This window comes from Streptomyces bluensis (assembly GCF_014650715.1).
In the GTDB taxonomy this organism is placed as follows: domain Bacteria; phylum Actinomycetota; class Actinomycetes; order Streptomycetales; family Streptomycetaceae; genus Streptomyces; species Streptomyces bluensis.
Genome location: NZ_BMVM01000001.1, coordinates 447,972 through 472,964, shown reverse-complemented (window position 1 = coordinate 472,964; position 24,993 = coordinate 447,972). Strand labels below are relative to the sequence as shown.

The 24,993-nt window shown below is 70.9% G+C and carries 18 protein-coding genes; 10 read left to right on the top strand and 8 right to left on the bottom strand.

What is annotated here, in order from left to right; all coding sequences use genetic code 11:
* Positions 1 to 609 precede the first annotated feature (609 nt).
* On the bottom strand, positions 610 to 1,911 hold the full coding sequence (gene paaK, locus IE262_RS02215) for a phenylacetate--CoA ligase PaaK (protein WP_134042102.1): 1,302 nt from the start codon (positions 1,909 to 1,911) through the stop codon (positions 610 to 612).
* Between the two features lie 285 nt (positions 1,912 to 2,196).
* Entirely contained in the window at positions 2,197 to 3,822 is a 1,626-nt protein-coding gene (locus IE262_RS02210; protein WP_189870839.1) for an acyl-CoA synthetase, read from the bottom strand.
* Between the two features lie 177 nt (positions 3,823 to 3,999).
* Between IE262_RS02210 and IE262_RS02205 the strand changes: the two genes are divergently transcribed.
* From IE262_RS02205 to IE262_RS02175, 7 genes are all read left to right on the top strand, one after another.
* Positions 4,000 to 4,800, top strand: coding sequence for a crotonase/enoyl-CoA hydratase family protein (locus IE262_RS02205; RefSeq protein WP_134042098.1), 801 nt, complete (start codon positions 4,000 to 4,002; stop codon positions 4,798 to 4,800).
* A 282-nt stretch (positions 4,801 to 5,082) separates the two neighbouring features.
* Positions 5,083 to 6,024 (top strand): Zn-ribbon domain-containing OB-fold protein, encoded by a 942-nt coding sequence (locus IE262_RS02200; protein ID WP_134042096.1) that lies wholly within the window; start codon positions 5,083 to 5,085, stop codon positions 6,022 to 6,024.
* Positions 6,021 to 7,088 (top strand): thiolase family protein, encoded by a 1,068-nt coding sequence (locus IE262_RS02195; RefSeq protein ID WP_189870837.1) that lies wholly within the window; start codon positions 6,021 to 6,023, stop codon positions 7,086 to 7,088. Before IE262_RS02200 ends, IE262_RS02195 begins: the two co-directional genes overlap by 4 nt.
* Before the next feature lie 5 nt (positions 7,089 to 7,093).
* Positions 7,094 to 8,260 (top strand): thiolase family protein, encoded by a 1,167-nt coding sequence (locus tag IE262_RS02190; protein ID WP_134042092.1) that lies wholly within the window; start codon positions 7,094 to 7,096, stop codon positions 8,258 to 8,260.
* Positions 8,261 to 8,356: 96 nt separating this feature from the next.
* A complete protein-coding gene (locus IE262_RS02185) occupies positions 8,357 to 8,584 on the top strand; it encodes a DUF397 domain-containing protein (protein ID WP_373304971.1) in 228 nt (75 codons plus the stop codon).
* Positions 8,585 to 8,867: 283 nt separating this feature from the next.
* On the top strand, positions 8,868 to 9,365 hold the full coding sequence (locus tag IE262_RS02180) for a hypothetical protein (RefSeq protein WP_134042088.1): 498 nt from the start codon (positions 8,868 to 8,870) through the stop codon (positions 9,363 to 9,365).
* Positions 9,366 to 9,472: 107 nt separating this feature from the next.
* Positions 9,473 to 11,851, top strand: coding sequence for a glycoside hydrolase family 95 protein (locus tag IE262_RS02175; protein WP_189870835.1), 2,379 nt, complete (start codon positions 9,473 to 9,475; stop codon positions 11,849 to 11,851).
* Between the two features lie 51 nt (positions 11,852 to 11,902).
* Here the strand turns inward: IE262_RS02175 and IE262_RS02170 are convergent, their stop codons facing one another.
* Together IE262_RS02170 and IE262_RS02165 are read right to left on the bottom strand one after the other, a co-directional pair.
* Positions 11,903 to 13,882, bottom strand: coding sequence for an N-acetylmuramoyl-L-alanine amidase (locus IE262_RS02170; RefSeq protein WP_189870833.1), 1,980 nt, complete (start codon positions 13,880 to 13,882; stop codon positions 11,903 to 11,905).
* 261 nt (positions 13,883 to 14,143) lie between these two features.
* Entirely contained in the window at positions 14,144 to 15,283 is a 1,140-nt protein-coding gene (locus tag IE262_RS02165; protein ID WP_134042082.1) for an aminoglycoside phosphotransferase family protein, read from the bottom strand.
* 233 nt (positions 15,284 to 15,516) lie between these two features.
* On the opposite strand from IE262_RS02165, the gene IE262_RS02160 reads away from it, so the two are divergent.
* Positions 15,517 to 17,016, top strand: a complete 1,500-nt coding sequence (locus tag IE262_RS02160; RefSeq protein ID WP_134042080.1) for a DNA-binding protein NsdB — start codon at positions 15,517 to 15,519, stop codon at positions 17,014 to 17,016.
* 87 nt (positions 17,017 to 17,103) lie between these two features.
* Here the strand turns inward: IE262_RS02160 and IE262_RS02155 are convergent, their stop codons facing one another.
* The 3 genes from IE262_RS02155 to IE262_RS02145 form a co-directional block, all read right to left on the bottom strand.
* A complete protein-coding gene (locus tag IE262_RS02155) occupies positions 17,104 to 18,534 on the bottom strand; it encodes a PP2C family protein-serine/threonine phosphatase (protein ID WP_189870831.1) in 1,431 nt (476 codons plus the stop codon).
* A gap of 291 nt (positions 18,535 to 18,825) precedes the next feature.
* Positions 18,826 to 19,926 (bottom strand): baeRF3 domain-containing protein, encoded by a 1,101-nt coding sequence (locus IE262_RS02150; protein ID WP_134042076.1) that lies wholly within the window; start codon positions 19,924 to 19,926, stop codon positions 18,826 to 18,828.
* A 260-nt stretch (positions 19,927 to 20,186) separates the two neighbouring features.
* A complete protein-coding gene (locus IE262_RS02145) occupies positions 20,187 to 21,773 on the bottom strand; it encodes an alpha/beta hydrolase (protein WP_134042074.1) in 1,587 nt (528 codons plus the stop codon).
* 144 nt (positions 21,774 to 21,917) lie between these two features.
* On the opposite strand from IE262_RS02145, the gene IE262_RS02140 reads away from it, so the two are divergent.
* Together IE262_RS02140 and IE262_RS02135 are read left to right on the top strand one after the other, a co-directional pair.
* A complete protein-coding gene (locus tag IE262_RS02140; protein ID WP_189870829.1) occupies positions 21,918 to 22,673 on the top strand; it encodes a class I SAM-dependent methyltransferase in 756 nt (251 codons plus the stop codon).
* Between the two features lie 112 nt (positions 22,674 to 22,785).
* The gene (locus tag IE262_RS02135; protein ID WP_189870827.1) at positions 22,786 to 23,835 is read left to right on the top strand and encodes an LLM class flavin-dependent oxidoreductase; all 1,050 of its coding nucleotides are present in this window, start codon (positions 22,786 to 22,788) and stop codon (positions 23,833 to 23,835) included.
* Positions 23,836 to 23,872: 37 nt separating this feature from the next.
* Here the strand turns inward: IE262_RS02135 and IE262_RS02130 are convergent, their stop codons facing one another.
* Positions 23,873 to 24,889 carry a LacI family DNA-binding transcriptional regulator gene (locus tag IE262_RS02130; protein WP_189870825.1) on the bottom strand — a complete coding sequence of 339 codons (1,017 nt, stop codon included), beginning with the start codon at positions 24,887 to 24,889 and terminating at the stop codon, positions 23,873 to 23,875.
* Positions 24,890 to 24,993 lie beyond the last annotated feature (104 nt).

Below are 24,993 nucleotides of genomic sequence, written 5' to 3'. Positions count from 1 at the left end.
CCGCCCGGCGGACGGCCCGCGGCCCCTGCCCTTCCCATCCCTAGGGACTCCACCCTGCGGCCCTGGGGGGCCAAGGGGGCTGTGCCCCCTGGCCGCCGGGGTTTAGGGCTGGGCCCTTGCACCCTTCGGGGCCGTGCCCCCGGCCCCTTCTCCGGGGCGCCGCTCCGGGAACCGGGTGCGGGGTCCAGGGGGTCCGTTTTGGATTCAGGGCCCGGATCCGTTTCTGGATTCAGGCCCCGGACCTCGTTTCGGGGGCCAGCCCCCGGACCCCGTTTCCACGGACCAGTCCCTGAACTACGCCGGCCACGTCGAACAACCCTGGCCGGGTTGCAACTTCCCGGCCGGGCGGAATCACTCCGGCCGGGCGGAAGCACACCGCCCAGGCCGAACCACCCGCCCAGGCCGACTCACCGCCCGGGCCGATCACCCCGGCCCGGGCAGGGACTCTCGGACGAGGCCGGGCTTCAGCAGCCTGTCGCGGGGTTCCCCGCCTGGGCGAAGCCGAGAGCTGGGGTGTTGGAGGTCGAGGCCGTCAGGCCGACAAGCGGGGGTCTGGGGGCGGTAGCCCCCAGGGATGGGACGGGTAGGGGCGGCGGGGGCGAGAACTTCCTAGCCCGAGCCCGGACGCAGATCGACGATCCGCTTGATCTTTCCCACGGACCGCTCCAGGGACTCCGGTTCGACGATCTCGACCGCGACCGACACCCCGATCCCGTCCTTCACCGCAGCCGTGATGACGCGCGCGGCCTCGTCCCGGACCTCTGGCCCGGCCCCTGCCCGCGCCTCCGCCCGCACGGTGAGCGCGTCGAGCCGCCCCTCACGGGTCAGCCGCAACTGGAAGTGCGGGGCGACGCCCGGGGTGCGAAGCACGATCTCCTCGATCTGGGTGGGGAACAGGTTCACCCCACGCAGGATCACCATGTCGTCACTCCGCCCCGTGACCTTCTCGATCCGGCGGAACGTACGAGCGGTGCCGGGCAGCAGCCGCGTGAGGTCCCGGGTCCGGTAACGGATCACCGGCAGGGCCTCCTTGGTGAGGGAGGTGAACACCAGCTCGCCCTTCTCGCCCTCCGGCAGCACCTCACCCGTGACCGGATCGACAACCTCTGGGAAGAAGTGGTCCTCCCACACGTGCAGCCCGTCCTTCGTCTCCACGCACTCCTGGGCCACGCCGGGCCCGATCACCTCCGACAGCCCGTATATGTCGACGGCGTCGATCGCGAACCGCTCCTCGATCTCCCGCCGCATCTCCTCGGTCCACGGCTCGGCCCCGAAGATCCCCACCCGCAGTGACGTCCCGCGCGGGTCGACGCCCTGGCGCTCGAACTCGTCCAGGAGGGTCAGCATGTAGGAGGGCGTCACCATGATGATCCCGGGCTTCAGGTCCTGGATGAGCTGGACCTGACGTGCCGTCATGCCGCCGGACGCCGGGATGACGGTGCACCCGAGCCGCTCGGCGCCGTAGTGCGCGCCGAGGCCGCCGGTGAACAGGCCGTACCCGTACGCCACATGGACCGTGTCACCGGGCCGCCCCCCGGCCGCCCGGATCGAACGGGCCACCATGTCGGACCACATCGACAGGTCGCTCTCGGTGTACCCGACGACTGTGGGCTTCCCGGTCGTCCCGCTCGACGCGTGGATGCGCCGGATCCGCTCCCGCGGCACGGCGAACATCCCGTACGGATAGTGCTCCCGGAGGTCCGCCTTCGTGGTGAACGGGAAGCGGGCCAGATCGGCGAGCGTACGGCAGTCGCCGGGATGCACCCCGGCCTTGTCGAACGCCTCCCGATAGAAGTCCACGTTGGCGTACGCATGGTGCAGCGATGCCCGCAGCCGCTCCACCTGCAGCGCCCGCAACTGAGGCGCGTCCAGCCGTTCCCCCGCGTCCAGCGGCCCCGCCGCGTCCACCATGGGCACTCTCCCTCACCGGTCTCACAGCATGCCCCACGACCGATCATTCGGTCGCTCAACCGGTGATCAGTAATCCAGCCCGCCGGCCCGCAGGCAAGACACCTGCCCGTTCTTTCTTCCCGTGCCGCCCCCGTCCCATGGGCTCCGGGGCCCGGCTGCGCAAGGGCAAGCCCTGGTAGGAGGACGCCTACCCGGCGTTCGAGGCGGCCTGGACCGGACAGGGACCAGGGCGGCGGCATGATAGGGACCTGAGGGCGGCGGCATGATGACGTACGCGCCCTTCTTCTACGGCCGCTGGGACGCCGCCACCGCCACCGACCGCGCCCACCGGTAGTCCGCCTTGCCGCTGGGGGAACGCTGGATCGTGTCCGTGACGACCAGCTGGCGGGGGATCTTGTACCCGGCGAGACGGGCCCGGCAGTGCGACTGGATGTCCTCCAGGGACAACAGGGCCGCCCCCGCGCGCAGCTGTACCACGGCCGCCACATGGTTGCCCCACTTCGCGTCCGGCACTCCCGCGACCAGCGCGTCGTACACGTCCGGATGGGCCTTGAGGGCCTGTTCGACCTCTTCCGGATAGACCTTCTCGCCACCGGTGTTGATGCACTGGGAACCACGGCCGAGGACGGTGACGACGCCCTCCTCGTCGACGGTCGCCATGTCCCCGAGGAGGACCCAGCGCTCGCCGTCCTTCTCGAAGAAGGTCTCGGCGGTTTTCCTCATGTCGTTGTAGTAGCCCAGCGGTACGTGCCCGCGCTGCGCGATGCGGCCCGGCACACCGACCGGCACCGGCTCGTACGTCGCCGGGTCGACGACCTGCGTACGGGAGTTGACGCGGATCCTGAAGCCGCGCTCCGGGCCCGAGTCCGCCGTCGCCGTGCCGTTGAAGCCGGACTCCGAGGAGCCGAAGTTGTTGAGCAGCATCACGTTCGGCACGAGTGCCTGGAACTGCTCCCGCACCGTGTCCGACATGACCGCGCCGGACGACGACACGCTGTACAGAGAGGAGCAGTCCGTGCCCTTCAACGGCCCGCCCAACGCGTCGATCAGCGGCCGGAGCATCGCGTCGCCCACCAGCGACATGCTGGTGACCTTCTCCCGCTCGATCGTCCGCAGGACCTCCTCGGGGACGAACTTCCGGTGCAGAACGACCCGTTGGCCGAAGTTGAAGCCGATGAAGGCCGTGAGTGTCGACGTGCCGTGCATCAGGGGCGGAGTGGGGAAGAAGGTGATCCCGTCACCGCCGACCGCCACCCGTTCGGCGAGTTCCTCCGGCGTCTTCACCGGCTCACCGGTCGGCGCGCCACCGCCAAGGCCCGAGAAGAACAGATCCTCCTGCCGCCACATCACGCCCTTCGGCATACCCGTCGTGCCGCCGGTGTAGATGATGAACTGGTCGTCCGCCGAGCGCGCCGGAAACCCCCGCTCGGGGGAACCGGAGGCCTCGGCGTCGGCGAAGTCCACCGCCGTGAGTGACGGCGCCTCCGGCCCGGGCGCCCCGACCCGTAACAGGTGCCGTACCGTGTCGGCCCGCGGCAGCGCCGCCGCCACCCGCTCCGTGAACTCCGCGTCGAAGACCAGCCCCACCAGGTCCGCGTCCCGGTAGAGGTAGACCAACTCATCTTCCACGTACCTGTAGTTGACGTTCACCGGGACGACTCTTGCCTTCAGGCAGCCCAGTGCGGTCTGCAGGTACTCGATGCCGTTGTAGAGGTGGAGCCCGACGTGCTCACCGGGGCGTATCCCGCTGTCGATCAGATGGTGGCCGATGCGGTTCGCCGCCGCGTCCAGTTCCGAGAAGGTGAGTCGGCGCTCCGCGCCCGTACCGGGGTGGTCGATGTACACCAGGGCCTCGCGGTCCGGAACCACGTCGACGACCGACTCGAACAGGTCGGCAAGGTTGTACTCCACCGCTCCTCCTCACCCCGAACGTCCACGGCTGCCGTACGACTCGCCGGTCATCAGAGCAAAGGGCGCCACAACTGTGAAGGGCCCGCGCACAACAAATCTGACTGCCTGTCAGAAAACTCTTGAAGTGGCTCCGCGCCTCCTGCAACCTGTTCTCGTTCTGACACAGGGAGGTCGGCGATGAGTGGGACGGAACACCTCACCGTGCAGCGCGAGGGCGCCACACTGGTGCTCACGCTCAACAGGCCGGAGGCGAAGAACGCACTCTCACTGCCCATGCTCGTCGGCCTGTACGACGGATGGGCCGAGGCCGACGCGGACGACTCGATCCGCTCGATCGTGTTCACCGGCGCGGGCGGCACGTTCTGCGCCGGAATGGACCTCAAGGCCCTCGCCGGCAACGGCATGGAGGGCCAGCGGTACCGCGACCGGCTCAAGGCCGACCCCGACCTGCACTGGAAGGCGATGCTGCGCCACCACCGCCCCCGCAAGCCGGTGATCGCGGCCGTGGAAGGGCACTGCGTCGCGGGCGGTACGGAGATGCTCCAGGGCACCGACATCCGGGTCGCGGGCGAGTCCGCCACCTTCGGCCTCTTCGAGGTCGGACGCGGCCTGTTCCCCATCGGCGGCTCCACGGTCCGCCTCCAGCGCCAGATCCCGCGCACCCACGCCCTGGAGATGCTGCTCACCGGCCGCCCGTACAGCGCCCGTGAAGCCGCCGGCATCGGGCTGATCGGGCATGTCGTCCCCGACGGGACGGCGCTCGCCAAGGCCCTGGAGATCGCCGAGCGGATCAACGCCTGCGGCCCGCTCGCCGTCGAGGCCGTCAAGGCCTCCGTGTACGAGACCGCCGAGATGACGGAGACCGACGGTCTCGCCGCCGAACTGAAGCGCGGCTGGCCGATCTTCGACACCGCCGACGCCAAGGAAGGCGCCCGCGCCTTCGCGGAGAAACGACCACCCGTCTACAAGCGCGCCTAGGGCCTGTTGCGAAAGTCCCGCCTGCCCGGCGACGCCCGGCACGCCCTCTCGCCGCACCGGGCACAGGCCCAAGTACATCCAGTACGAGGGCCTGCGCCCGGCACGCCGAGAGCACGCACCGGACGCCGCCGGGCCCGCCCTTCGGGCGGACGACGGGACTTTCGCAACAGGCCCCGGGCGCTCCGCTGGAGGCCGGTTCACAGCAGCGGGTTCGTTGTGGCTGGTCGCGCAGTTCATCGCGCCCCCTTGCGGGACGCGGCCCCTGTTTCGTGAGGAGATGTCGTGCCCGAAGTCCTCAAAGCTCCCCTCGTCGTCGAGTTCCCCTTCACCCGCTCCCTCGGCCCCGTGCAGAGCGCCTTCCTCACGGGGCTGCGCGAACGCGTCGTCCTCGGCGTGCGGACCGGTGACGGCCGAGTCCTCGTCCCACCCGTCGAGTACGACCCGGTCACCGCCGAGGAGATCCGCGATCTCGTCGAGGTGGCCCCCACCGGAACCGTCACCACCTGGGCCTGGAACCACGCCCCGCGCCGCGGCCAGCCCCTCGACACCCCCTTCGCCTGGGCCCTGGTGCGGCTCGACGGCGCCGACACGGCCCTCCTGCACGCTCTCGACGCCCCCGGCCCCGACGCCGTACGCACCGGGATGCGCGTCCGCGTCCGCTGGGCCGCCGAACGCACCGGCGCCATCACGGACATCGCCTGCTTCGAGCCGTACGACGGCGATCCCACCCCACCAGGCGACCACACGGGCCAGTTCGAAGAACCGGTCACCGGCATCATCGCCCCCGCCCGTCTCGACTACACCTACTCGCCCGGCCGCGCCCAGTCCGACTACATCGCCGCGCTCTCCGGCCGGCGCACCGTCGGGGAGCGCTGCCCGTCCTGCCGCAAGGTGTACGTCCCGCCCAGAGGCGCCTGCCCCACCTGCGGCGTCGCCACGTCCGAGCAGGTCGAGGTCGGCCCCCGAGGCACCGTCACCACCTTCTGCATCGTGAACATCAAGGCGAAGAACCTCGACATCGACGTGCCGTACGTCTACGCGCACATCGCTCTCGACGGCGCCGATCTCGCCCTGCACGGCCGTATCGCCGGCATCCCCTACGACGAGGTGCGCATGGGTCTGCGCGTCGAACCGGTGTGGACCGAGGGCGCCCGCTATCCCGACCACTACCGGCCCACCGGCGAACCCGACGCGGACTACGACACCTACAAGGAGCTGCTGTGACGCGCGAGGAAGCAGAAGCCGTCCGGGACATCGCCGTGGTCGCCTTCGCACAGACCGACCACCGGCGCACCAGCGGGGAGCTCTCGGAGGTGGAGATGCTCATGCCCGTCCTGCACGAGGTGCTTCAGACCACCGGTCTGAAGACCGCCGACATCGGCTTCACCTGCTCGGGCTCCTCCGACTACCTCGCGGGCCGTGCCTTCTCCTTCACCATGGCCCTCGACGGCGTCGGCGCGTGGCCGCCGATCTCCGAGTCCCACGTGGAGATGGACGGCGCGTGGGCGCTGTACGAAGCGTGGACCAAGCTGCTCACCAGGGACGCGGACACCGCGCTCGTCTACTCCTACGGCAAGTCCTCGCCCGGCTCCGTACGCGATGTGCTGACCCGGCAGCTGGACCCGTACTACGTGGCGCCGCTGTGGCCCGACTCGGTGGCGCTGGCCGCACTCCAGGCGCAGGCGCTCATCGACGCGGGGGAGACGGACGAGCCCGCGCTGGCCGGTGTCGCGGCGCGCAGCCGGGCCTCCGCGACCGCCAACTCCCATGCCCAGCTCAGCGGTGCCGTGCCACAGGGCGACTACCTGGTGCGCCCGTTGCGCCGAGGGGACTGCCCGCCCATCGGCGACGGAGCGGCCGCCGTGATCCTCGCGGCAGGGGAACGGGCCCGCGAACTGTGCCCACGACCCGCCTGGATCCGGGGCATCGACCACCGCGTGGAGGCGCACGGGCTGGGCGTACGCGACCTCACCGACTCGCCGTCCACGCGGCTGGCCGCCGAGAAGGCCGGCGCCTTCGAACGACCGGTGGACACCGCCGAGTTGCACGCACCCTTCACCTCCCAGGAAGTGATCCTGCGCAAGGCGCTCCGGCTCGACGACGGCGTGACCGTCAACCCCTCCGGGGGAGCCCTCGCCGCCAACCCGGTCATGGCCGCGGGCCTGATCCGCATCGGCGAGGCAGCCGCCCGCATCCACCGTGGCGACTCCGATCGCGCGCTCGCGCACGCCACGTCGGGTCCCTGTCTGCAACAGAACCTCGTCGCCGTCCTGGAAGGGGAGTCATGAGCGCCATGAGCAAGGAGCCCGTGGCCGTCGTCGGGATCGGCCAGACCAAGCATGTGGCGGCGCGCCGGGACGTGTCGATCGCGGGGCTGGTGCGCGAGGCCGCCCGACGCGCCCTCGACGACGCGGAGTTGACCTGGGCCGACATCGACGCGGTCGTCATCGGCAAGGCGCCCGACTTCTTCGAGGGCGTCATGATGCCCGAGCTGTACCTCGCCGACGCGCTCGGCGCGGTGGGCAAGCCGATGCTGCGGGTGCACACGGCCGGTTCGGTCGGCGGCTCGACCGCGCTCGTCGCCGCGGGCCTCGTCGCCGCCCGCGTCCACGGCACCGTCCTGACCCTGGCCTTCGAGAAGCAGTCCGAGTCGAACGCCATGTGGGGGCTCTCCCTGCCCATCCCCTTCCAGCAGCCCCTGCTGGCGGGCGCGGGGGGCTTCTTCGCCCCGCACGTCCGCGCGTACATGCGGCGCAGCGGCGCACCGGACACGGTCGGCTCGCTCGTCGCGTACAAGGACCGGCGCAACGCCCTGAAAAACCCCTACGCGCATCTCCATGAACACGACATCACCCTGGAGAAGGTCCAGGCCTCGCCCATGCTCTGGGACCCGATCCGTTACTCCGAGACCTGCCCCTCCTCCGACGGCGCCTGCGCGATGGTGCTCACCGACCGTGCGGGCGCGGCCCGTTCGCCGAGGCCGCCCGCCTGGATGCTCGGCGGGGCGATGCGCAGCGAACCGACGCTCTTCGCGGGCAAGGACTGCGTGTCGCCGCAGGCGGGCAAGGACTGCGCGGCCGACGTGTACCGGCAGGCGGGCATCGCCGACCCGCGCCGCGAGATCGACGCGGTCGAGATGTACGTGCCGTTCTCCTGGTACGAGCCCATGTGGCTGGAGAACCTCGGGTTCGCCGACGAGGGCGAGGGCTGGAAACTCACCGAGTCGGGGGTGACCGAGCTGGACGGCGACCTCCCCGTCAACATGTCGGGCGGCGTGCTGTCCACGAACCCCATCGGTGCCTCCGGGATGATCCGGTTCGCCGAGGCCGCGCTCCAGGTCCGCGGACAGGCGGGAGAACACCAGGTGGACGGGGCCCGCCGCGTGCTCGGGCACGCCTATGGCGGGGGATCGCAGTTCTTCTCGATGTGGCTGGTCGGGGACGAGCCACCGGCCACCTGAACGTTCGCTTCACGTGGCCTGTTGGCGACCGTGACCGATCGCTAGTCTGGCGGCGGACGACGAACCGGGAGGAGCACGGACGTGGCCGAGAGCACCATGGAGCAGCAGTCGCTCGCGGGCTGGCACAAGCCGGACCTGGACCTCAGCAACGCGGATTGGCGGTCCAGCAGCCGGGGGCGGGGCGACGTCCAGATCGCCTTTGTCGAGGGCTTCATCGCGATGCGCAACAGCGGCCGGCCGGAGAGCCCTTCCCTGATCTTCACGCCCGCGGAGTGGGGCGCGTTCATGTCGGACGCACGTGAGGGGGAGTTCGACCTGACCTGAGGCACACCGGCCCGCTCACCGGGGATGCCCGGCTCGCCCTCGACGCCGCACGCGATCCGAGCACGCCGACCTTGCCCCGACCGTGTCGCACTTGCACCGACCGTGCCGGCGTGGCCGTCGCGCCGGACCGGTGACCGTGAGCCCGCCCCGCCGCGCCTCCTGCGGGCGGGCCCACCGGGCCGGCAGATGCCGAGGTGAGACGGTCACGGCGGGCAGGCGCGGTTGGCGGGGTGCGTACCCGGGCACGGAGCCGGTTTCGCCGCCGGGCACGTACCATGGCGGCATGTCCTTCCTCCGCCGCCGCAGCGCCACCCCCGCCGGGCCCGACTTCGACGTACTGGCCATGGACCCGGGTGACTGGCCGGGCAATCTCGGCGCGGGCCTGCTGCCCGCCCCCGACGGCAGCTGCCAGGGTGTCTTCCTGCGGTACGACCTGTTCGGCGGCCGGGGTCCCGCGATGATCATCGGCAACCTTCCGGAGGGCTCACCGGCGCGGGACACCGCCGAGGGCGAGATCCCGTTCGAGGTGGCCCAGCTGCTGCTCGCGCTGGAGAACGACGAGGAGGTCACCGTCGTCGGTTCCGAGGACATGCCGGTGATGCAGGGCGACAACCTCCTGATCGTGCGGCGCCTCAAGCTCTCCGAAGGCCGCATCTCCTGCGTGCAGTTCGACCGCAGTGACCATGTCCTGGTGACCATCGCCGCCTGGGACCGCCCCATCACGGACGACCTGTACGCACTCCTGAAGCCGCTGCCCGCCGAGCTCTTCCAGCAGGGCTGATCCTCGGGCGTACAAGAACGCATCGGTCAAACGCACCGGCCCGGCTTCCAGCGCGTTTTTGTCATGACCCTTGTTACCTCAGTCATCCGACCATTACGGTCCGAGGCATGTCACCTGAGATGTCCCGGAGAGCAACACTGAAGAGTGCACTTGGTGGCGCCGGCGCCCTGACCCTGGGAGAGGGAGTCCTTTCACCGTCTGCGGAAGCCGCTGATTCGTCCCATGTATCCGACCATGAATCCGAATCGCTGAAGACGCCTCTGGAACTGTGGTACGCCGCTCCCGCCTCCGACTGGGAGCGCGAGGCCCTGCCCATCGGAGGCGGTGCGCTCGGCGCCATGGTGTTCGGCACGCTCGCCTCCGAGCGCCTCCAGCTCAACGAGAAGACGCTGTGGACCGGCGGCCCCGGTTCCGTCCAGGGCTACCACCACGGCAACTGGACCGAGCCCCGCCCCGGTGCGATCGAGGGCATCCAGGAGCGGATCGACGCCGAGACGAAGCTCGACCCCGACTCCGTCACCGCTCGCCTCGGCCAGGCGCGTGTCGGCTACGGCGCTCACCAGACCTTCGGCGACCTCCACCTCGACCTGCCCGGCGCGCCCACGGACACCCCCACCGGCTACCGCCGCGCCCTGGACCTGCGCGACGCGGTGGCGACCGTGACGTACCCACACCAACAGGGGCGCCACTCAAGGGAGTTCTTCGCCTCCCACCCGGACCAGGTGATCGTCGGCCGGCTGACCGGAGACGTCACCCTCACCCTGCGCTACACCTCGCCCCGCACCGACTTCACGACGACGGCCACCGGCGACCGGATCACCGTACGCGGTGAACTCGCCGACAACGGACTGAAGTTCGAGGCTCAGATCCGGGTCCATCAGGAAGGCGGCGCCCTCACCGCGAACGCGGACGGCACCCTCACCGTCACGGACGCCGACAGCATGTGGTTCGTCCTCTCGGCGGGCACCGACTACGCCGACACCTACCCCGACTACCGGGGCGACGACCCGCACGCGGCGGTGACGAAAGCCGTCGACGAGGCGTTCGGCAAGGGGTACGGCACGCTCCGGTCACGCCACGTCCGCGACCACCAAGCCCTCTTCGAGCGGGTCGCGCTCGACATCCGCGCGGCGGTCCCGGACATCCCCACGAACGAACTGCTGGCGAACTACACCGGCGGAACGACCCCCGCCGACCGGGCGCTGGAGGCGCTGTACTTCCAGTACGGCCGCTACCTCCTCATCGCCTCCTCCCGCCCCGGCTCGCTGCCCGCGAACCTCCAGGGCGTCTGGAACCACAGCACCACACCCCCCTGGTCGGCCGACTACCACGTCAACATCAACCTCCAGATGAACTACTGGCCGGCCGAGGCCGCCAACCTCGCCGAGACCACCGCCCCGTACGACCGCTTCGTCGAAGCCCTGCGCGCCCCCGGCCGGCGTACGGCCGAGGAGATGTTCGGCTCACGCGGCTGGGTCGTCCACAACGAGACCAACCCGTACGGCTTCACCGGGGTGCACGACTGGCCGACCGCGTTCTGGTTCCCGGAAGCCGCCGCATGGGTGACGGGGCAGCTGTACGAGCACTACCGGTTCGGCGGCTCCACGGCGTACCTGCGCTCCACCGCCTATCCCGTGATGAAGGAGGCCGCCGAGTTCTGGCTCGACAACCTGCGCACCGACCCGCGCGACGGCACCCTCGTCGTGACGCCCAGCTACTCACCGGAACACGGTGACTTCACGGCGGGCGCGGCCATGTCGCAGCAGATCGTCTACGACCTGTTCACCAACACCCTTGAGGCGGCCCGGATCCTGGGAGATGCCCCCGACTTCCGCGAGCACCTCGCGGCCGCGCTCGACACGTTGGACACGGGGCTGCGGATCGGCTCCTGGGGACAGCTGCAGGAGTGGAAGGCCGACCTCGACGACCCGGACGACGACCACCGCCATGTCTCCCACCTGTTCGCCCTGCACCCGGGCCGCCAGATCGAGCCGGGCAGCAAGTGGGCCGAGGCGGCGAAGGTCTCGCTCACCGCACGCGGCGACGGCGGAACCGGCTGGTCCAAGGCATGGAAGATCAACTTCTGGGCGCGGCTGCGCGACGGCGACCACGCCCACAAGATGCTCGGCGAACAGCTCAAGTCCTCGACCCTGCCCAACCTCTGGGACACCCATCCGCCGTTCCAGATCGACGGCAACTTCGGCGCCACCGCGGGAGTCGTCGAGATGCTCCTGCAGAGCCAGCACGACGTGATCGAGATCCTTCCCGCCCTCCCCGCCGCCTGGCCCGACGGCTCGGTCCGCGGCCTGCGCGCCCGGGGCGGCGCCACCGTCGACATCGACTGGGCCGACGGCAAGGCCAGCCGTGTCACGCTCACCGCGTCCCGGACCCGGCAACTCACCGTGCGCAGCGACCTGTTGCGCGGCGGGCAGACCACCTTCAAGGCGGTCGCCGGGCAGCGGTACGTGTGGGGGAACGACAGCTGAGACGGCGCCGGGGCCCAGGCCCGCGCCCGGACCCCGGCACACCCGCTCGCCTCAGGCGCCCGCCGGCAACACCAGCACGTCAGCGGCCCGTACGTACGCCACCCTGTGGCCGAACTGGATCTCGACGTACTGGTCCTTGCCGACCACGACCCGGTGCGGAGCCGTGTCGAAGGTCGGCGAGTAGAAGTACTCGCCGGGCAGCTTGTCTCCGGCCACATACCGCTGTCCCTGCCGCAGCTTGTACGGCAGCGGCGACACCGACTGGACCGGAACACCGTCCGGATAGGCCGCCGCCTCCGGGTACGCGCGGCCGTACACCGGGATCTCGGTAAGGCCCTTCCTCGGCGTCACGACCGTACCGGAGGCACTGACGGCCGTCGGCTGCGCCTTCGGGTTCCTGAACCAGGCCTTCTGGCCCAGGTACCAGATCGCCGTCCAGTCACCCTCGCGGCCCGCCACGGCGTACTGCTGGCCGGTGGAGACGCGCGAACCGATGTCGTTCACGTCGATGGTCGAGGCACTGCCGTCGGGCCGCAGACCGATGTCCTGGACCAGGGGAGCGCTCTCGGCGGGCTGCGTGTGGAGGCGTACGGCGCTGGAGCCGTGGGCGGCGCACGGCTCACCCGACTTGACGCAGCCCGTGAACGCCGGCCGGTTCTTCGCGAAGTCGGGGGCGATCGTCACCACGCCGCTGTTCGTGTCCGCCGTGGGCTTGAAGGGCCGGCCCAGCAGAGTGAAGTAGTGCCGCCAGTCCCAGTACGGGCCCGGGTCCGTGTGCATGCCCGGGATCGTCCCGCTGGTCGGGCCGGGCACGGTGTCGTGACCGAGGATGTGCTGGCGGTCCAGCGGAATGCGGTACTTCTCCGCGAGGTACGTCACCAGGCGCGCCGACGTCCGGTACATCGCCTCCGTGTACCAGGCGTCGGGCGAGGCGAGGAAGCCCTCGTGCTCCAGACCGATCGACTTGGCGTTGAGGTACCAGTTGCCCGCGTGCCAGGCCACGTCCTTCGTCTTCACATGCTGGGCGATGTGACCGTCGGTCGAGCGCAGGGAGTAGTGCCACGAGACGTAGGTCGGGTCCTGGACCAGCTTGAGCGTGGTGTCCCAGGTGGCCTCGGTGTCGTGGATGACGATGTACTTGATGCTCTGCGACGCGGGGCGGTCGGCCAGGTCGTGGTTGCCGTAGTCCCCGTCGCCGAACTCCTCGTACGGCGCCGGGATCCACTCACAGCCCACGGTCCCCGGACATTCCGTGCCGGCGGCGGACGCGGTGCGCAGCCCGGCCTGCTCCAGTTGCCCGGTACCGGGGCTCACACCGGGCTCGGCGGCGAGTGCCACCCGCTGGCCGGCGTCCGTGGTGCGCTGCTCGCCACCACGGATCACCTCGAAGACGTCGTTCGCGTACGCCGCGGCCGTCGCGTTGTCGTCCGCGCCGGAGAACCTCGCGACCGCCCCGTACCAGTCGGCCGGGTCGTCGCTGAGTGGCTCGCCGAGGTCGCGCTGCGCGGCGGCGAGGAGCGCGGCGCCGCCCGCCACGTTGGCCGCCGCGTCGGTGCGCAGCTTCTCGGCCGGGAGGCCGGTCAGCTCGGCCGCCCGTGGCAGCGTCCGCAGGCGGGCCGGAAGCGCGGACCCCTTCGGGAGACCGGCCTCGCGTGGCGGCGCCGCACGGGAGCCGTCGCCGCGGGCGTCCTCCGTTCCCTCGCTGTGGTGGGCGGCCTCCGCGAGGGCCGTCCGGGCGTCGGTGAGGTGCATCGGCCCGTAGCCGCCCGAGACGCTGGGCGCCCCGCCGTGCGCGTCCCAGCGGGACTGGAGATACGACACGCCGAGCAGCACGCTCTGCGGGACGTCGTACTCCGCGGCCGCGGACGCGAAGGCCCGCTGCAGCCGGGCGACGGAGGACTGCTCCGCGCTGTCGGACGGGGCAGCGCCGAGCAGGGGCAGCAGCAGCGCCGCCGAGGCGGCGGAGAGCGCCGTCCGCTGGACGCGTCTGCGCCGGGCGGCGGGCGTGCGGTCGGTGAGGGTTCCTCGCAATGCAGCCTCCTGGGACGGTTGAGCATGACGGGGCGTGCGGTGCCGAGCGTGGGTCAGTGGTACCGGCTGGCCGATGATCCGTCAATCATGCCCAGGAAACGGTGATTCCCCCTGTCGGTCGGAGGTGCCAGCGATGTCGTGGCGCCGCCCTCGGGCCTGCGGGGCGTCAGTGGGATGGCCCCATCGGATGGCGCGTCCCGGACATGACGAAGGTCCGCGGCGCGCCACCCTCCTGGGCGCACCGCGGACCGACATCCCCCGTCAGCGAGTGCCGACCGCCGCTCGGACTGCCCTGCGGGCGAGCTGGCAGTCGTCGTGCAGCCGCCTCAGCAGCAGCCGCTGTTCCTCGCCGGACGGCACAGTGCCCGCAGGGGCCTGTCCCGGTGCGGCCGGGGTCGTGTCGTGCATCGAACGCTGCACGGCCGTCTCGTAGGTACGGATCTCACGGGTGAGCACGAGCATCAGGTTCACCAGGAACGCGTCGCGTGAGGCCGGGCCGGCGGACTGCGCCATCTGACTGATCTGACGGCGTGCGACCGGAGCGTCCCCGAGCACCGCCCACAACGTCGCCAGGTCGTAGCCCGGCAGATACCAGCCCGCGTGCTCCCAGTCCACCAGCACCGGACCAGGCGGTGAGAGCAGGATGTTCGACAGGAGGGCGTCGCCGTGGCAGAACTGGCCCAGGCCCTGTCGGCTCGCCGTGTGCGCCAGGCCGTGCAGCAGCTTCTGCAGATCGCCCATGTCCCGGTCGGTGAGCAGACCCAGCTCATGAAAGCGCGAGATCCGCTCCGCGTAGTCCAGCGGCGCCTCGAACGTGCCCGCCGGCGGCCGCCACGCGTTGAGCCTGCAGATCGCGCCCAGCACCGCCCGGATGTCCGCACGCGGCGGCGCCTCCGTGGGATGCCGCTGCAGCGCGGCCGCCCGGCCCGGCATCCGCTCGACCACCAGCGTGCAGTTGTCCGGGTCCGCCGCGATCAGCCGCGGCACCCGCACCGGCGGCCGGTGCCGCACGAACGACCGGTATGCGGCTATCTCGTGCCGGATGCGCTCGGTCCACATGGGGGAGTGGTCCAGTAAGACCTTCGCGACGGCCGTGCTGCGCCCCGTCGCGCCGACGAGGAGCACGGAGCGCCCGCTGCGGCGCAGCACCTGAACCGGCGTGAACTCCGGACAGATGCGGTGCACCGAGGCGATCACCGCGCGCAGCTGCGCGCCCTGAGGGCCGGACAAGTCGAGTCTCCCGCTGAGCGGTGGGGTGCCGAGCCCGGCCCGCCGCGTCCTGCCGGCACCGAGTACGGGAGCCGCCGGGCGCCCGGGGTCGAGGTAGGGGCCGCTGCCCCCCGGACGGGGAGGACGCAGCGACCGGGACGGGGCGGACACGGAGGACGATGCTGCGTACATGGGGAGACAGATCCCTTCGTGTGCCTGAGAGTTCGTCGCGCTGCCCGGCCCGGCAGCCCGGGTGCACCCTGGGGAGTGCTCCGACGGCTACCGGGTCGGGGTGGCGCGTTCCTACCCGACACCAGGTGTCCCGTGGCACACCATCTGGCGCACCCTGGCGAACCCTGGCGAATAGTCCCGGTGCAACTGACAGGGGGCTACTGTCAACTCAGCCGAGATCCTGGGGGCTTGATGTGAGCGGACAACCCAACACCCGCCTGGCGGACCTGTTCGGCCTGGCCGGCTGGTCGAAGGGCGAGCTCGCGAGGCTGGTCAACCGGCAGGCGGCGGCCATGGGCCACCCCCAGCTGGCGACCGACACCTCGCGGGTGCGGCGGTGGATCGACATGGGAGAGATCCCGCGCGATCCGGTGCCGCGGGTGCTGGCGGCCCTGTTCACCGAGCGTCTCGGCCGTGTCGTGACCATCGAGGACCTCGGTCTGGTCCGGCACGGGCGTGCGGGAAAACGGCAGGGCGACGGGAGTGTGGACCATCCCGACGGAGTGCCGTGGGCGCCCGAACGGACCGCCGCGGTCCTCACCGAATTCACGGGAATGGACCTCATGCTCAACCGACGCGGTTTGGTGGGCGCGGGTGCCGCGCTCGCCGCGGGATCCGCACTCAACAGCGCCATGCACGAGTGGCTCCACACCGATCCGGCCCTCGCGGCCGACGCTCCCCGAACCGACCATCCTCTGCAGGCCGACCCCGCCGGGTTCGACCGGTACGAGGCCGCACCCATCGGGTGGCAGGAGATCGAGGAACTGGAGCGCTCGGTCGAGGTGTTCCGGGCCTGGGACGCGGCCCGCGGCGGCGGGCTGCAGCGCAAGGCTGTCGTGGGACAGCTCAACGAGGTGGGAGGCATGCTCTCCTACCGCCACCCCGAACCTCTCCAGCGGCGCCTGTGGGGCGTCGCCGCCAACCTCGCCGTCCTCGCGGGCTGGATGTCCCACGACATCGGTCTGGAACCCACGGCCCAGAAGTACTTCGTCATCGCCGCTCACGCGGCCAGAGAAGGCGGTGACCGGCCCCGTGCCGGCGAGGCGCTCTCCCGGGCGGCCCGCCAGATGGTGCATCTGGGCCGGCCCGACGACGCACTCGACCTCATGAAGCTCGCCAAGTCCGGCTCCGGAGACGAGGTGCTGCCGCGCACCAAGGCCATGCTCTGCACCATCGAGGCCTGGGCACAGGCGTCCCTGGGCAAGGGCCAGGCCATGCGGCGCACCCTGGGTGAGGCGGAGGAACTGTTCGTCTCCGACAAGGGGGACGTACCGCCGCCGAGTTGGATGCAGATGTTCGACGAGGCGGATCTGCACGGCATGCAGGCCCTCGCGTACCGCACCCTCGCCGAGCACGACCCGGCCGCGGCGGTCATCGCACAGCGCCACGCCAAGCAGGCGCTCGAACTGCGTGAGGCGGGCCGGGACCGGTCGAAGATCTTCGACCACATCTCGCTGGCGTCGGCCTGCTTCATCGCCGACGACCCCGAACAGGCGGACACCTACGCACGTCTGGCCCTGACGTCGATGGGGACGAACTCCTCCCACCGCACCTGGGACCGGCTGCGCGAGATGTACCGGCTCACCGGGCATTACTCCAGCTATCCGAAGATCCAGGACCTGCGTGAGGAGATCAAGCTGGCGCTGCCCAGGGACTCGTTGAAGTCCGCGGGTGGCAACAGCGCTCGGGCGTAGGGAGGGCCCGTGCCGTCGTAGCAGTCAGGGCGAAAGCCGGCCAGAACCAGTGGCCCGCACTTTTGGGCTGCCGAAGCAAGGCGGTTGTCAGGAGACGACCCTGGCCACGAGCACGCAGGCGTCGTCCTCGCGCTCGGCCCCGCCGAACTCCTCGACCACCGTCCGTACACAGTCCTGGGCCGTGCGGGCTCCGTCGAAGCGCGGGGCCAGACGGAGCAGATTCCGGGCACCCGCCGCGCCCCCTCGCCGAGGGACCAGTCCGTCGGTGTGAAGGAGCAGGAGGTCGCCCTGTTCGAGGGTCACATCGGCCTGCCCGTAGGCGGCCCCCGAGGTCGCCCCCAGCAGCACGCCGTCAGGGGCTGTCAGCGCGCACCCCGTCCCGTCGCGGAACAGCAGCGGGGCGGGGTGTCCTGCCTGTGCCCAGGTCAGGGTGCGGGTCTCCGGTCGGTAGCGGCAGCAGACGGCGCTGCCGAGGGCCGGCTGGACGGTGGCGTCGAGTAACTGGTTGAGCCAGGTCATGATGTGGCTCGGTTCGGAGCCCGTCACGGCCATGCCGCGCAGCGCGCCGATCAGCATCGCCATGCCCGAGGTCACGGTGACACCGTGACCGGTGAGGTCGCCGACGCTCAACAGGGTTTGTCCGCCGGGCAGTTCGAGGGCGTCGTACCAGTCGCCTCCGATCAGGGAACTGGTCGAGGACGGCAGGTAGTGGGCGGCCAGGTCGAGCGTCTGCGGGCCCTGGTGCGGGAGCCGCAGGGAGCCACGCCACGGCGGCAGCACGGCTTCCTGCAACTCGACCGCGAGCCGGTGCTCGGTCTGGGCGACGTGCCGCTGACGTTGCAGCGAGTCACGGGTCTCGCTCACCGTCCGCCGGCTGCGCCGCAGTTCGCTGACGTCCCGCAGCACGGCCCACATCGAGGCGGTGCTGCCGTCGGCGTCGAGCACGGGTTCGCCCATCATGTGCACGGTGCGCGCTTGGCCGTCGGGGAGGACGATCCGGAACTCCCCGTCGATGCGCTTGCCGTCGACGAGGCAGTCGGTGACCATCGAGGTCAGCCGGGGCCGGTCCTCGTCCAGGACCAGGGACGGCAGTTCGTCGAGGGTGAGCGGCGCGGTGGCAGGGTCCCGGCCGAGAATCCCGTACAGCTCACCGGACCAGCTCACCTCGTCCGTCAGCAGGTTCCACTGCGCGCTGCCGACGCGGCTGAGCAGTGAGCCGCTCCGGGGCGCGGGGGGCGCGACCGGCAGGGGCGATCCCGTCGGCGGCTCGGCGGACACCGGCGGCGGGCCGTCCCGCAACTGGCCCAAGTGCTCGTCCAGATCGTTGAGTTGATGCAGGGCGAGGTCGTACAGCGCGCGCTGCCAGCGTCCCTCGGCGTCCGAACCGTCGCCCTGTGCGTCCCGCCGTACGGCGTCCACGTCGCCCCGTAGCCGTCGCGTCTGCGAGATGAGTGCCTCGACCGTGCCGTGCCCGGGGGGCTGGGCGGCCGGGCGATCCGCAGAGAGGTGGGGCGGCATGACGGACTCCGAGAGGGGGACGGTACGACCAGGAGTGACGGAAGGGCCGTTACGACTCTTGCACAGCCTGCCACGCCCTGTAAGGGATTTGGCGACACACGATTCAGTGGTGCTTCTGGCATATGCCCCAGTCCTTATGGAGAGGTCATGTGGCATCACGGCGGTACGCATGCGCGGGGTCAAGTCGTAGACGACGTACGTGACTTGGTGGGCTGTCGAATGCGCGGCCACCGCTCTCGCGCCTGTGTTCGACGGTTGTTTGTTCCGCCCCTCTCCGGTCGGCGGCGACGCTCAGTAGCGCAGGACCCCGGCGATCCCCTGGGCGTCCCCGAGCGTGCCGTCCGGTACGAAGCGGACCTCCGCCCCGGTCTCCAGGCATTGTTCGACGATCTGGTCCACGATGTCCTCGCGGGCGTCGAGGTCGCCGCTCTCGGCCGGAACGAGGTGCTCCCCCTGGTCGTCGCGGACCGTCACGCGGTAGTTCTCCTCGACGGCGAGGAGCCGGACCCGGCCCGCCTCGGCGTGCTGCCAGACCTCGTCGACCCCGGCGGCGAACTCCTTGCGGCCACGGGCCAGTTCGAGCTCCCGGGTCACGGAGTCGACGTGCTCGCGGTCCTCGGCGGCGATCAGTGGCCGCACCGCCTGCCACACGGCCTCGTGCGACGCGTGTGCCAGACCGCCGTGCGGGATGTGCGTGGCCTCCCTGGCGACCGTGCCGACCTCGTCCAGGGCGGACAGGGCGGCCTGCTCGCCCGTGACGTACAACGGTCGGGGGTTCTCGCGGAGCACGGCGGCCATCGCCGTGTCGGCGTCGCGCAGGAAGTGGCGGGTCCCTTCGTCCCGGAACGTGCTGGGCACGTCACCGATGCGTTCCTGCCGCTCCGTGTCCGGGTTCTCCACGAGGTCCCGGGTCAGCGGGAAGCCGCCGGTGTGCTCCGCCACCACATGATCACCGCCGCCGTTCCACAGGGTTGCCCGGTCGGCGGAGACCGACAGCACCCAGAACGGCCGCTCCGCGGACTGTGCGGCCACCAGGTTGCGGGTCAGGAAGGTGTCCGAGAGCACCACGCGCTCGGGCACCGTGCGGGCAAGCGACCACACCTGGTGCTCGCCCGGCGCCGCGAAGATCACCAGACCGTCCTCGGTATGCGTCAGGTCGACCTCCGCCAGGGCCTGGTCGAGCTGGGCCGCGACGTCGTTGCGTCGCTCCCTGGTGACCGCCGGATCGGTCTCCAGCTGCTTCTTGGCCTCGGCCAGCACGTTGCGCAGCCGCACCGGGTCCTGAGCGTTGTCGGGTTCGCGGCGGTGCGTGGGCGTCAGTACGGACACCGCCGGATACGGCCGTGGGCGGCGCAGCTCGGTCAGGGTCGCGGGACTGAGGGTGTGCTCCATATCAGCACCATAGGACTGATTCGCGACTCGGGCATTTGGGGTAATCGACGATCAAGCGGAAGGTGGAAGCAGAAGGCGGGCTGAGCGGGACCGGATCGGCCGGCGGAGCGACAGGTCGGCCGGAGGGGTGGCCGACCTGCCTGGTCCCGGTGGGCCCGGTGCGTGCCGGAGCGCGACGCCTGCCCTGTGGGACACGCGGGGTGCCCGAGAGGTTGTGGTGGGCGCGTCCGTACGCTCACCGGGCAGGGCACGGGACGCTCTCAGTCGGCGTCGTCGTCCGATCCGCACGAACTCCCGTCGGCCGGCAGCGATCCGTACATCAGGAAGTCGTCGACCTTCTGGTGCACGCACTTCGAGGACCCGTACCCGGTGTGCCCCTCGCCCTTGTTGTCGAGGACGACGGCCGAGGAACCGAGCCGCTCGGCGGTCTCCACGGTCCAGCGGTACGGAGTCGCCGGGTCCCCCCGGGTGCCGACGAGCAGCATCTTCGGCGTGTCCACGTTCCGCACCTTCTCACGGACGTAGGAGGTGCCCTTGGGACGGCCGTAGCACATCAGCACCTGGGTCAGCCGGTACTGCCCGAAGACCGGCGACGCCTCCTCGTACTGGGCACGCAGCCGGGCGACGCGCTCGGTCATGCGTGCCGCCGAGGGGCGGTCGGGGTCGTCCGCGCAGTTGATCGCCATCAGCGCGGCCGGCAGGTTGTCGGCCGGGACGTCCTCCGCGTTGACGAGTCCACCGTCTCCGGTTTCGCTGGGGCGCGGCCCGTCCGGTGCCGCGATACCGCCGCCCGCGAGCTGCATGAGAGCCTGCGGGTCGCCGTCCTGGATCAGCGCGGTGAGGGCCTGGGTGAGCACGGGCCACATCTGTTCGGTGTACAGCGCCTGCCCGATGGCGCCCGCGAGGTCCTGGCCGGTGAACTTGTGGCCGAAGGCCGTCATGGGGCGTTCGTCGAGCGTGTCGACCAGTTCGACGACCTGCTCCCTGGCCGAGCGCCGGTCCTGGCCGAACGGGCACGTCCACTGCTTCGTGCAGGCGTCGAGGTAGCCCTCCAGCGCGGTCTGCTGGCCCTCGGCGCCCACCATGCCCTGCTCGGCGAGGGGTTCCGTGAGCGTGTCCACGCCGTCGAACGCCATCCGCCCGACCTTGTCGGGGAACTGGGCCGCGTACACGGCGCCCAACCGGGTTCCGTAGGAGAAACCGAGGTAGTTGAGCTTCTTGTCGCCGAGCGCCGCGCGCATGACGTCCATGTCCTTGGCGGCGTTGACCGTGCCGATGTGCGGCAGCACAGGTCCGGAGTGCCTGGTGCACGTGTCGGCGGCCCGCTTCAACTGCCTGAGCGCGGCACCCGGGTTGTTCGCCTGGTCCGACTCGTTCGCCGCCTCGATGGCCTTGTCGGCGCCCTCGCCGCAGCTGACGGGTGAGGAGCGGCCGACGCCGCGCGGGTCGAAGGTCACCACGTCGTAGGCGTTCGTGAGACCCATGAAGTCCTTGCCGCCGTAGGCGAGTGCGGGAACGCCCGCGCCACCGGGCCCACCGAAGTTCAGCAGGACGGAACCGCGTTTCTCCCTGCCCGTGGCCTGGTAACGCGCCATCGCCAGTTCGAGCGTCCCGGCCCCGGGCCGCTCGTAGTCCAGCGGAACGGTCACCTTCCCGCACCGCAGGTCCTTCGGCATCTCCATGCCCTCGCACGTGGACCATGTGATCCGCTGCTTGTAGAAACGGGACAGGTCGGGCTTGTCGGCCTTCACCGACGCCACCGACGCGACCGACGGAAGGCAGGCCCCGTGCAGGACCAGTGCCACGGCCGCGGCTCCGGTAGCGCAGCATCTGTGCGTCAAACGCATGCATGCCTCCAGGGACGCCCGGCCGTGGGCCGGGGGATACCCCCTCGATCACGATAAGCGGGCACGTCCCGCCGCGCCTCTGGGCGAGCGGGACCGCCGAACGTGCCGTACCCTGCCGCCTCCCGCCGCATTACCTTCGGACGCATGGCTGACGAAGAGTTCACCCATCCAAGCCTCGCCGCGATCTACGACCCGCTCGATCCCGACCGCAGCGACCTGGACGCCTACGTCGGCCTCGCCGAGCGGTTCGGTGCCCGACGGGTGCTGGACATCGGCTGCGGTACGGGCGTGTTCGCACTGCGGCTGGCCCAGCGCGGTATCGAGGTCGTCGGTGTGGACCCCGCGCGGGCGTCCGTCGACGTCGCCCGGGCCAAACCGGGCGCCGACCGGGTGCGCTGGATCTGTGGCGACGCCACGGCCCTCCCGCCGCTGCGGGTCGACCTCGTCACGATGACGGCCAACGTCGCCCAGCAGATCGTCGACCCGAACGCCTGGCGGCAGACGCTTCTGGGCGCCTTCGCGGCACTCCGGCCGGGCGGGCGGCTGGTGTTCGAGACCCGCGATCCGGCCGGACGGGCCTGGGAGACCTGGAATCGCGAGACGTCCCACGGCGTCACGGAGATCCCGGGCGTCGGTGCCGTCGAGACCTGGGTGGACCTGACCGACGTCACCGGACCGCTCGTGACCTTCCGCTGGACGTACGTCTTCGCCGCGGACGGCCAGGTGCTGACCTCCGAGTCCACACTGAGCTTCCGCGAGCGGGAAGAAGTCGAAGCGGACCTCAGCGCCTACGGCTACCTCGTGGAAGAGGTGCGCGACGCGCCCGACCGCCCGGGGAAGGAGTTCGTCTTCGTCGCACTCCGGCCCGAAGAGACGGCTGCCGCGAGCAGCCGCCCGTGACAGCAACCTCCTACCGCGCACTGGACAGTTGAGGGCCGCTTCCACACCCTCGAAAGGCAGGGCACACATCCGTCCGCACCACGGACCCGTCCCTCAACGGAAGGTGTCACCGGTGAAGTTCAGCTACGCCATGCTCCCCGACTACCCCCTCCAGGAATCGCTCGCCTCGATCAGACTCGCCGACGAACTCGGCTTCCACGCCTGCTACGCCGCCGACGAGACCTGGCACAAGGACCTGTGGCTGCTGTTCGCCGCGGCCGCCGGCCAGACCAGCCGGATCAGGCTGGGACCCAGCGTCTCCCCGGTCACGCTGCGGGAGCCCACTCTGATCGCCCAGGCGCTGGCCACGCTCGACGAACTGTCCGGCGGGCGCGCGGAGGGCGTGCTGTCCAGCGGGAACTTCGGGCTCCTGGCCCAGTACGGGATCGACTGGGCCCGCACGCGCCCGCTGTCCCGGGTCAAGGAGGCGCTCCATGTGGTGCGCACCCTGCTCGACGAGGGAGCCATCTCCTACGACGGGGAGTTCTTCTCCTACCAGGGGCTGTTCACCTTCGCCCGGCCGGTCCAGGAACGCCTCCCGCTGAAACTGGGGGCGATGCGCGGCCCCAAGTCCTTCGAGGCGGCAGGGGAGTTGTCGGACGGCTGCCACCACGCACTGAGCTACACCCGCGAGGCGTACGACTACGCGGTGCGGCACATCCGGGCCGGAGCCGAGCGGGCGGGCAAGGACTGGCGATCGCTCGACATCGGTGCCTGGGTCGTCTTCGCCACGGGACCCGACTCCGCGGCCGCCAAGGACGCCGCCCGCAGCATGGTCGGCATCTACGCCTCCTCGATGCCCGAGGAACAACTGCGCCGCAACGGAGTGGACCCCGGCGAACTCAAACCGGTCATCGACGCCATCGCCGCCGGCGACCTCGCGCGCGGGATCGAGCTGACCACCCCTGAGATCGCCGAACGCCTCTCCATCGCCGGCACCCCCGAGGAGTGCCGGGACAAGATCCAGCGGGAGATCGCTCCGACCGGCGTCAACCACATGATCTGCGCCCTCACCGACCGCACCCTCGTCAAGGCCTTCACGGGCCGTGACCTCGCGGAGGTGGCCGATGTGAACACCCAGCTCCGCCTCATCCACGACACGGTCATGCCCGCCTTCAGCTGACGTCCCGCGACGGCGGGATCCAGCGGCGCGAACGGGTTTACGGCCGCCGCCCGCTCGTCACGGGCGGCGCCGTCGTCCCGCGCGCCTTGAGTGCCGGCGTCACGAGGACGGTTTCCGACGGGCGGTCCGGGGCGGTGATGCGGTCGAGGAGACACTGGGCGGCGCGGCGGCCGACGTCGTGGCTGGCGTTGTCCACGGTCGTGAGCCACAGGTGCCGCAGGCGTGAGAGGTACGTGTTGTCGTACCCGACGAGGGACAGGTCGCGCGGCACCTGGAGACCGAGTTCCTCGGCGGCCGACAGGGCGCCGACACCGGCGATGTCGTTGAAGGCGAAGACGGCCGTGGGGCGCCCGGCGGCGCCGAGGAGGCGGACCATGGCACGGTAGCCCCCCTCCTCGGTCAGGTCGCCCTGCTCCACGATCGCCGTGTCCGCCAGCCCGTGCTCGCGCATGACCGCCTCGAAGCCGCGGCGGCGCAGCTCGCCCACCACGCCCTGTCCGGCGATGTGGGCGACGCGCTGGTGGCCGAGGCCGATGAGGTGCTCGGTGGCCAGGCGCGCGCCGTGCTCGTCGTCGCCCGCGACGATGTCCATGCGCGGCAGGACGGGCTCGCGGGCGCCCGCGACCACGGTGGGGATCTGCCCGGCCGCCGTGCGCAGTGCCGGGGAGGGCGGGAGCGTACCGACGGCGATGAGGCCGTCGACCCGGAGTTCGGTGAAGGTGTGGGTGAGGTCCTCGCCGAGACGCCGGTTGAGGCGGCCGTCGGCGAGAAGCATGTGCAGACCGCTGTCGTGGAGGCGGGAGCCCAGGCCGTCGAGCAGTTCGACGAACCAGGGGTTGCGCATGTCGTTCAGCAGCACGCCCACCGTGCGGGTGCGGCGCTCGCTGAGGCTGCGCGCCGCGGCGTTCGGGCGGTAGCCGAGCTCCTCGACCGCGGCGAGGACGGCCTGACGCTTCTCGGGGCGCACCTGGTCGGAGCCGCGCAGCACGAGGGAGACCAGGGACTTCGACACGCCGGCCCGTTCGGCGACGTCGCGGATCGTCGGAGGTCTCATGGTGTGGACCGTTCCATAAGGTGAGAGGGGTTGTCAAAGGGCTTGACAGGTGCTGTTACTGAGCTCAGGGTGAGGTGGAAACGTTCTGGACCGGTCCAAAGAGG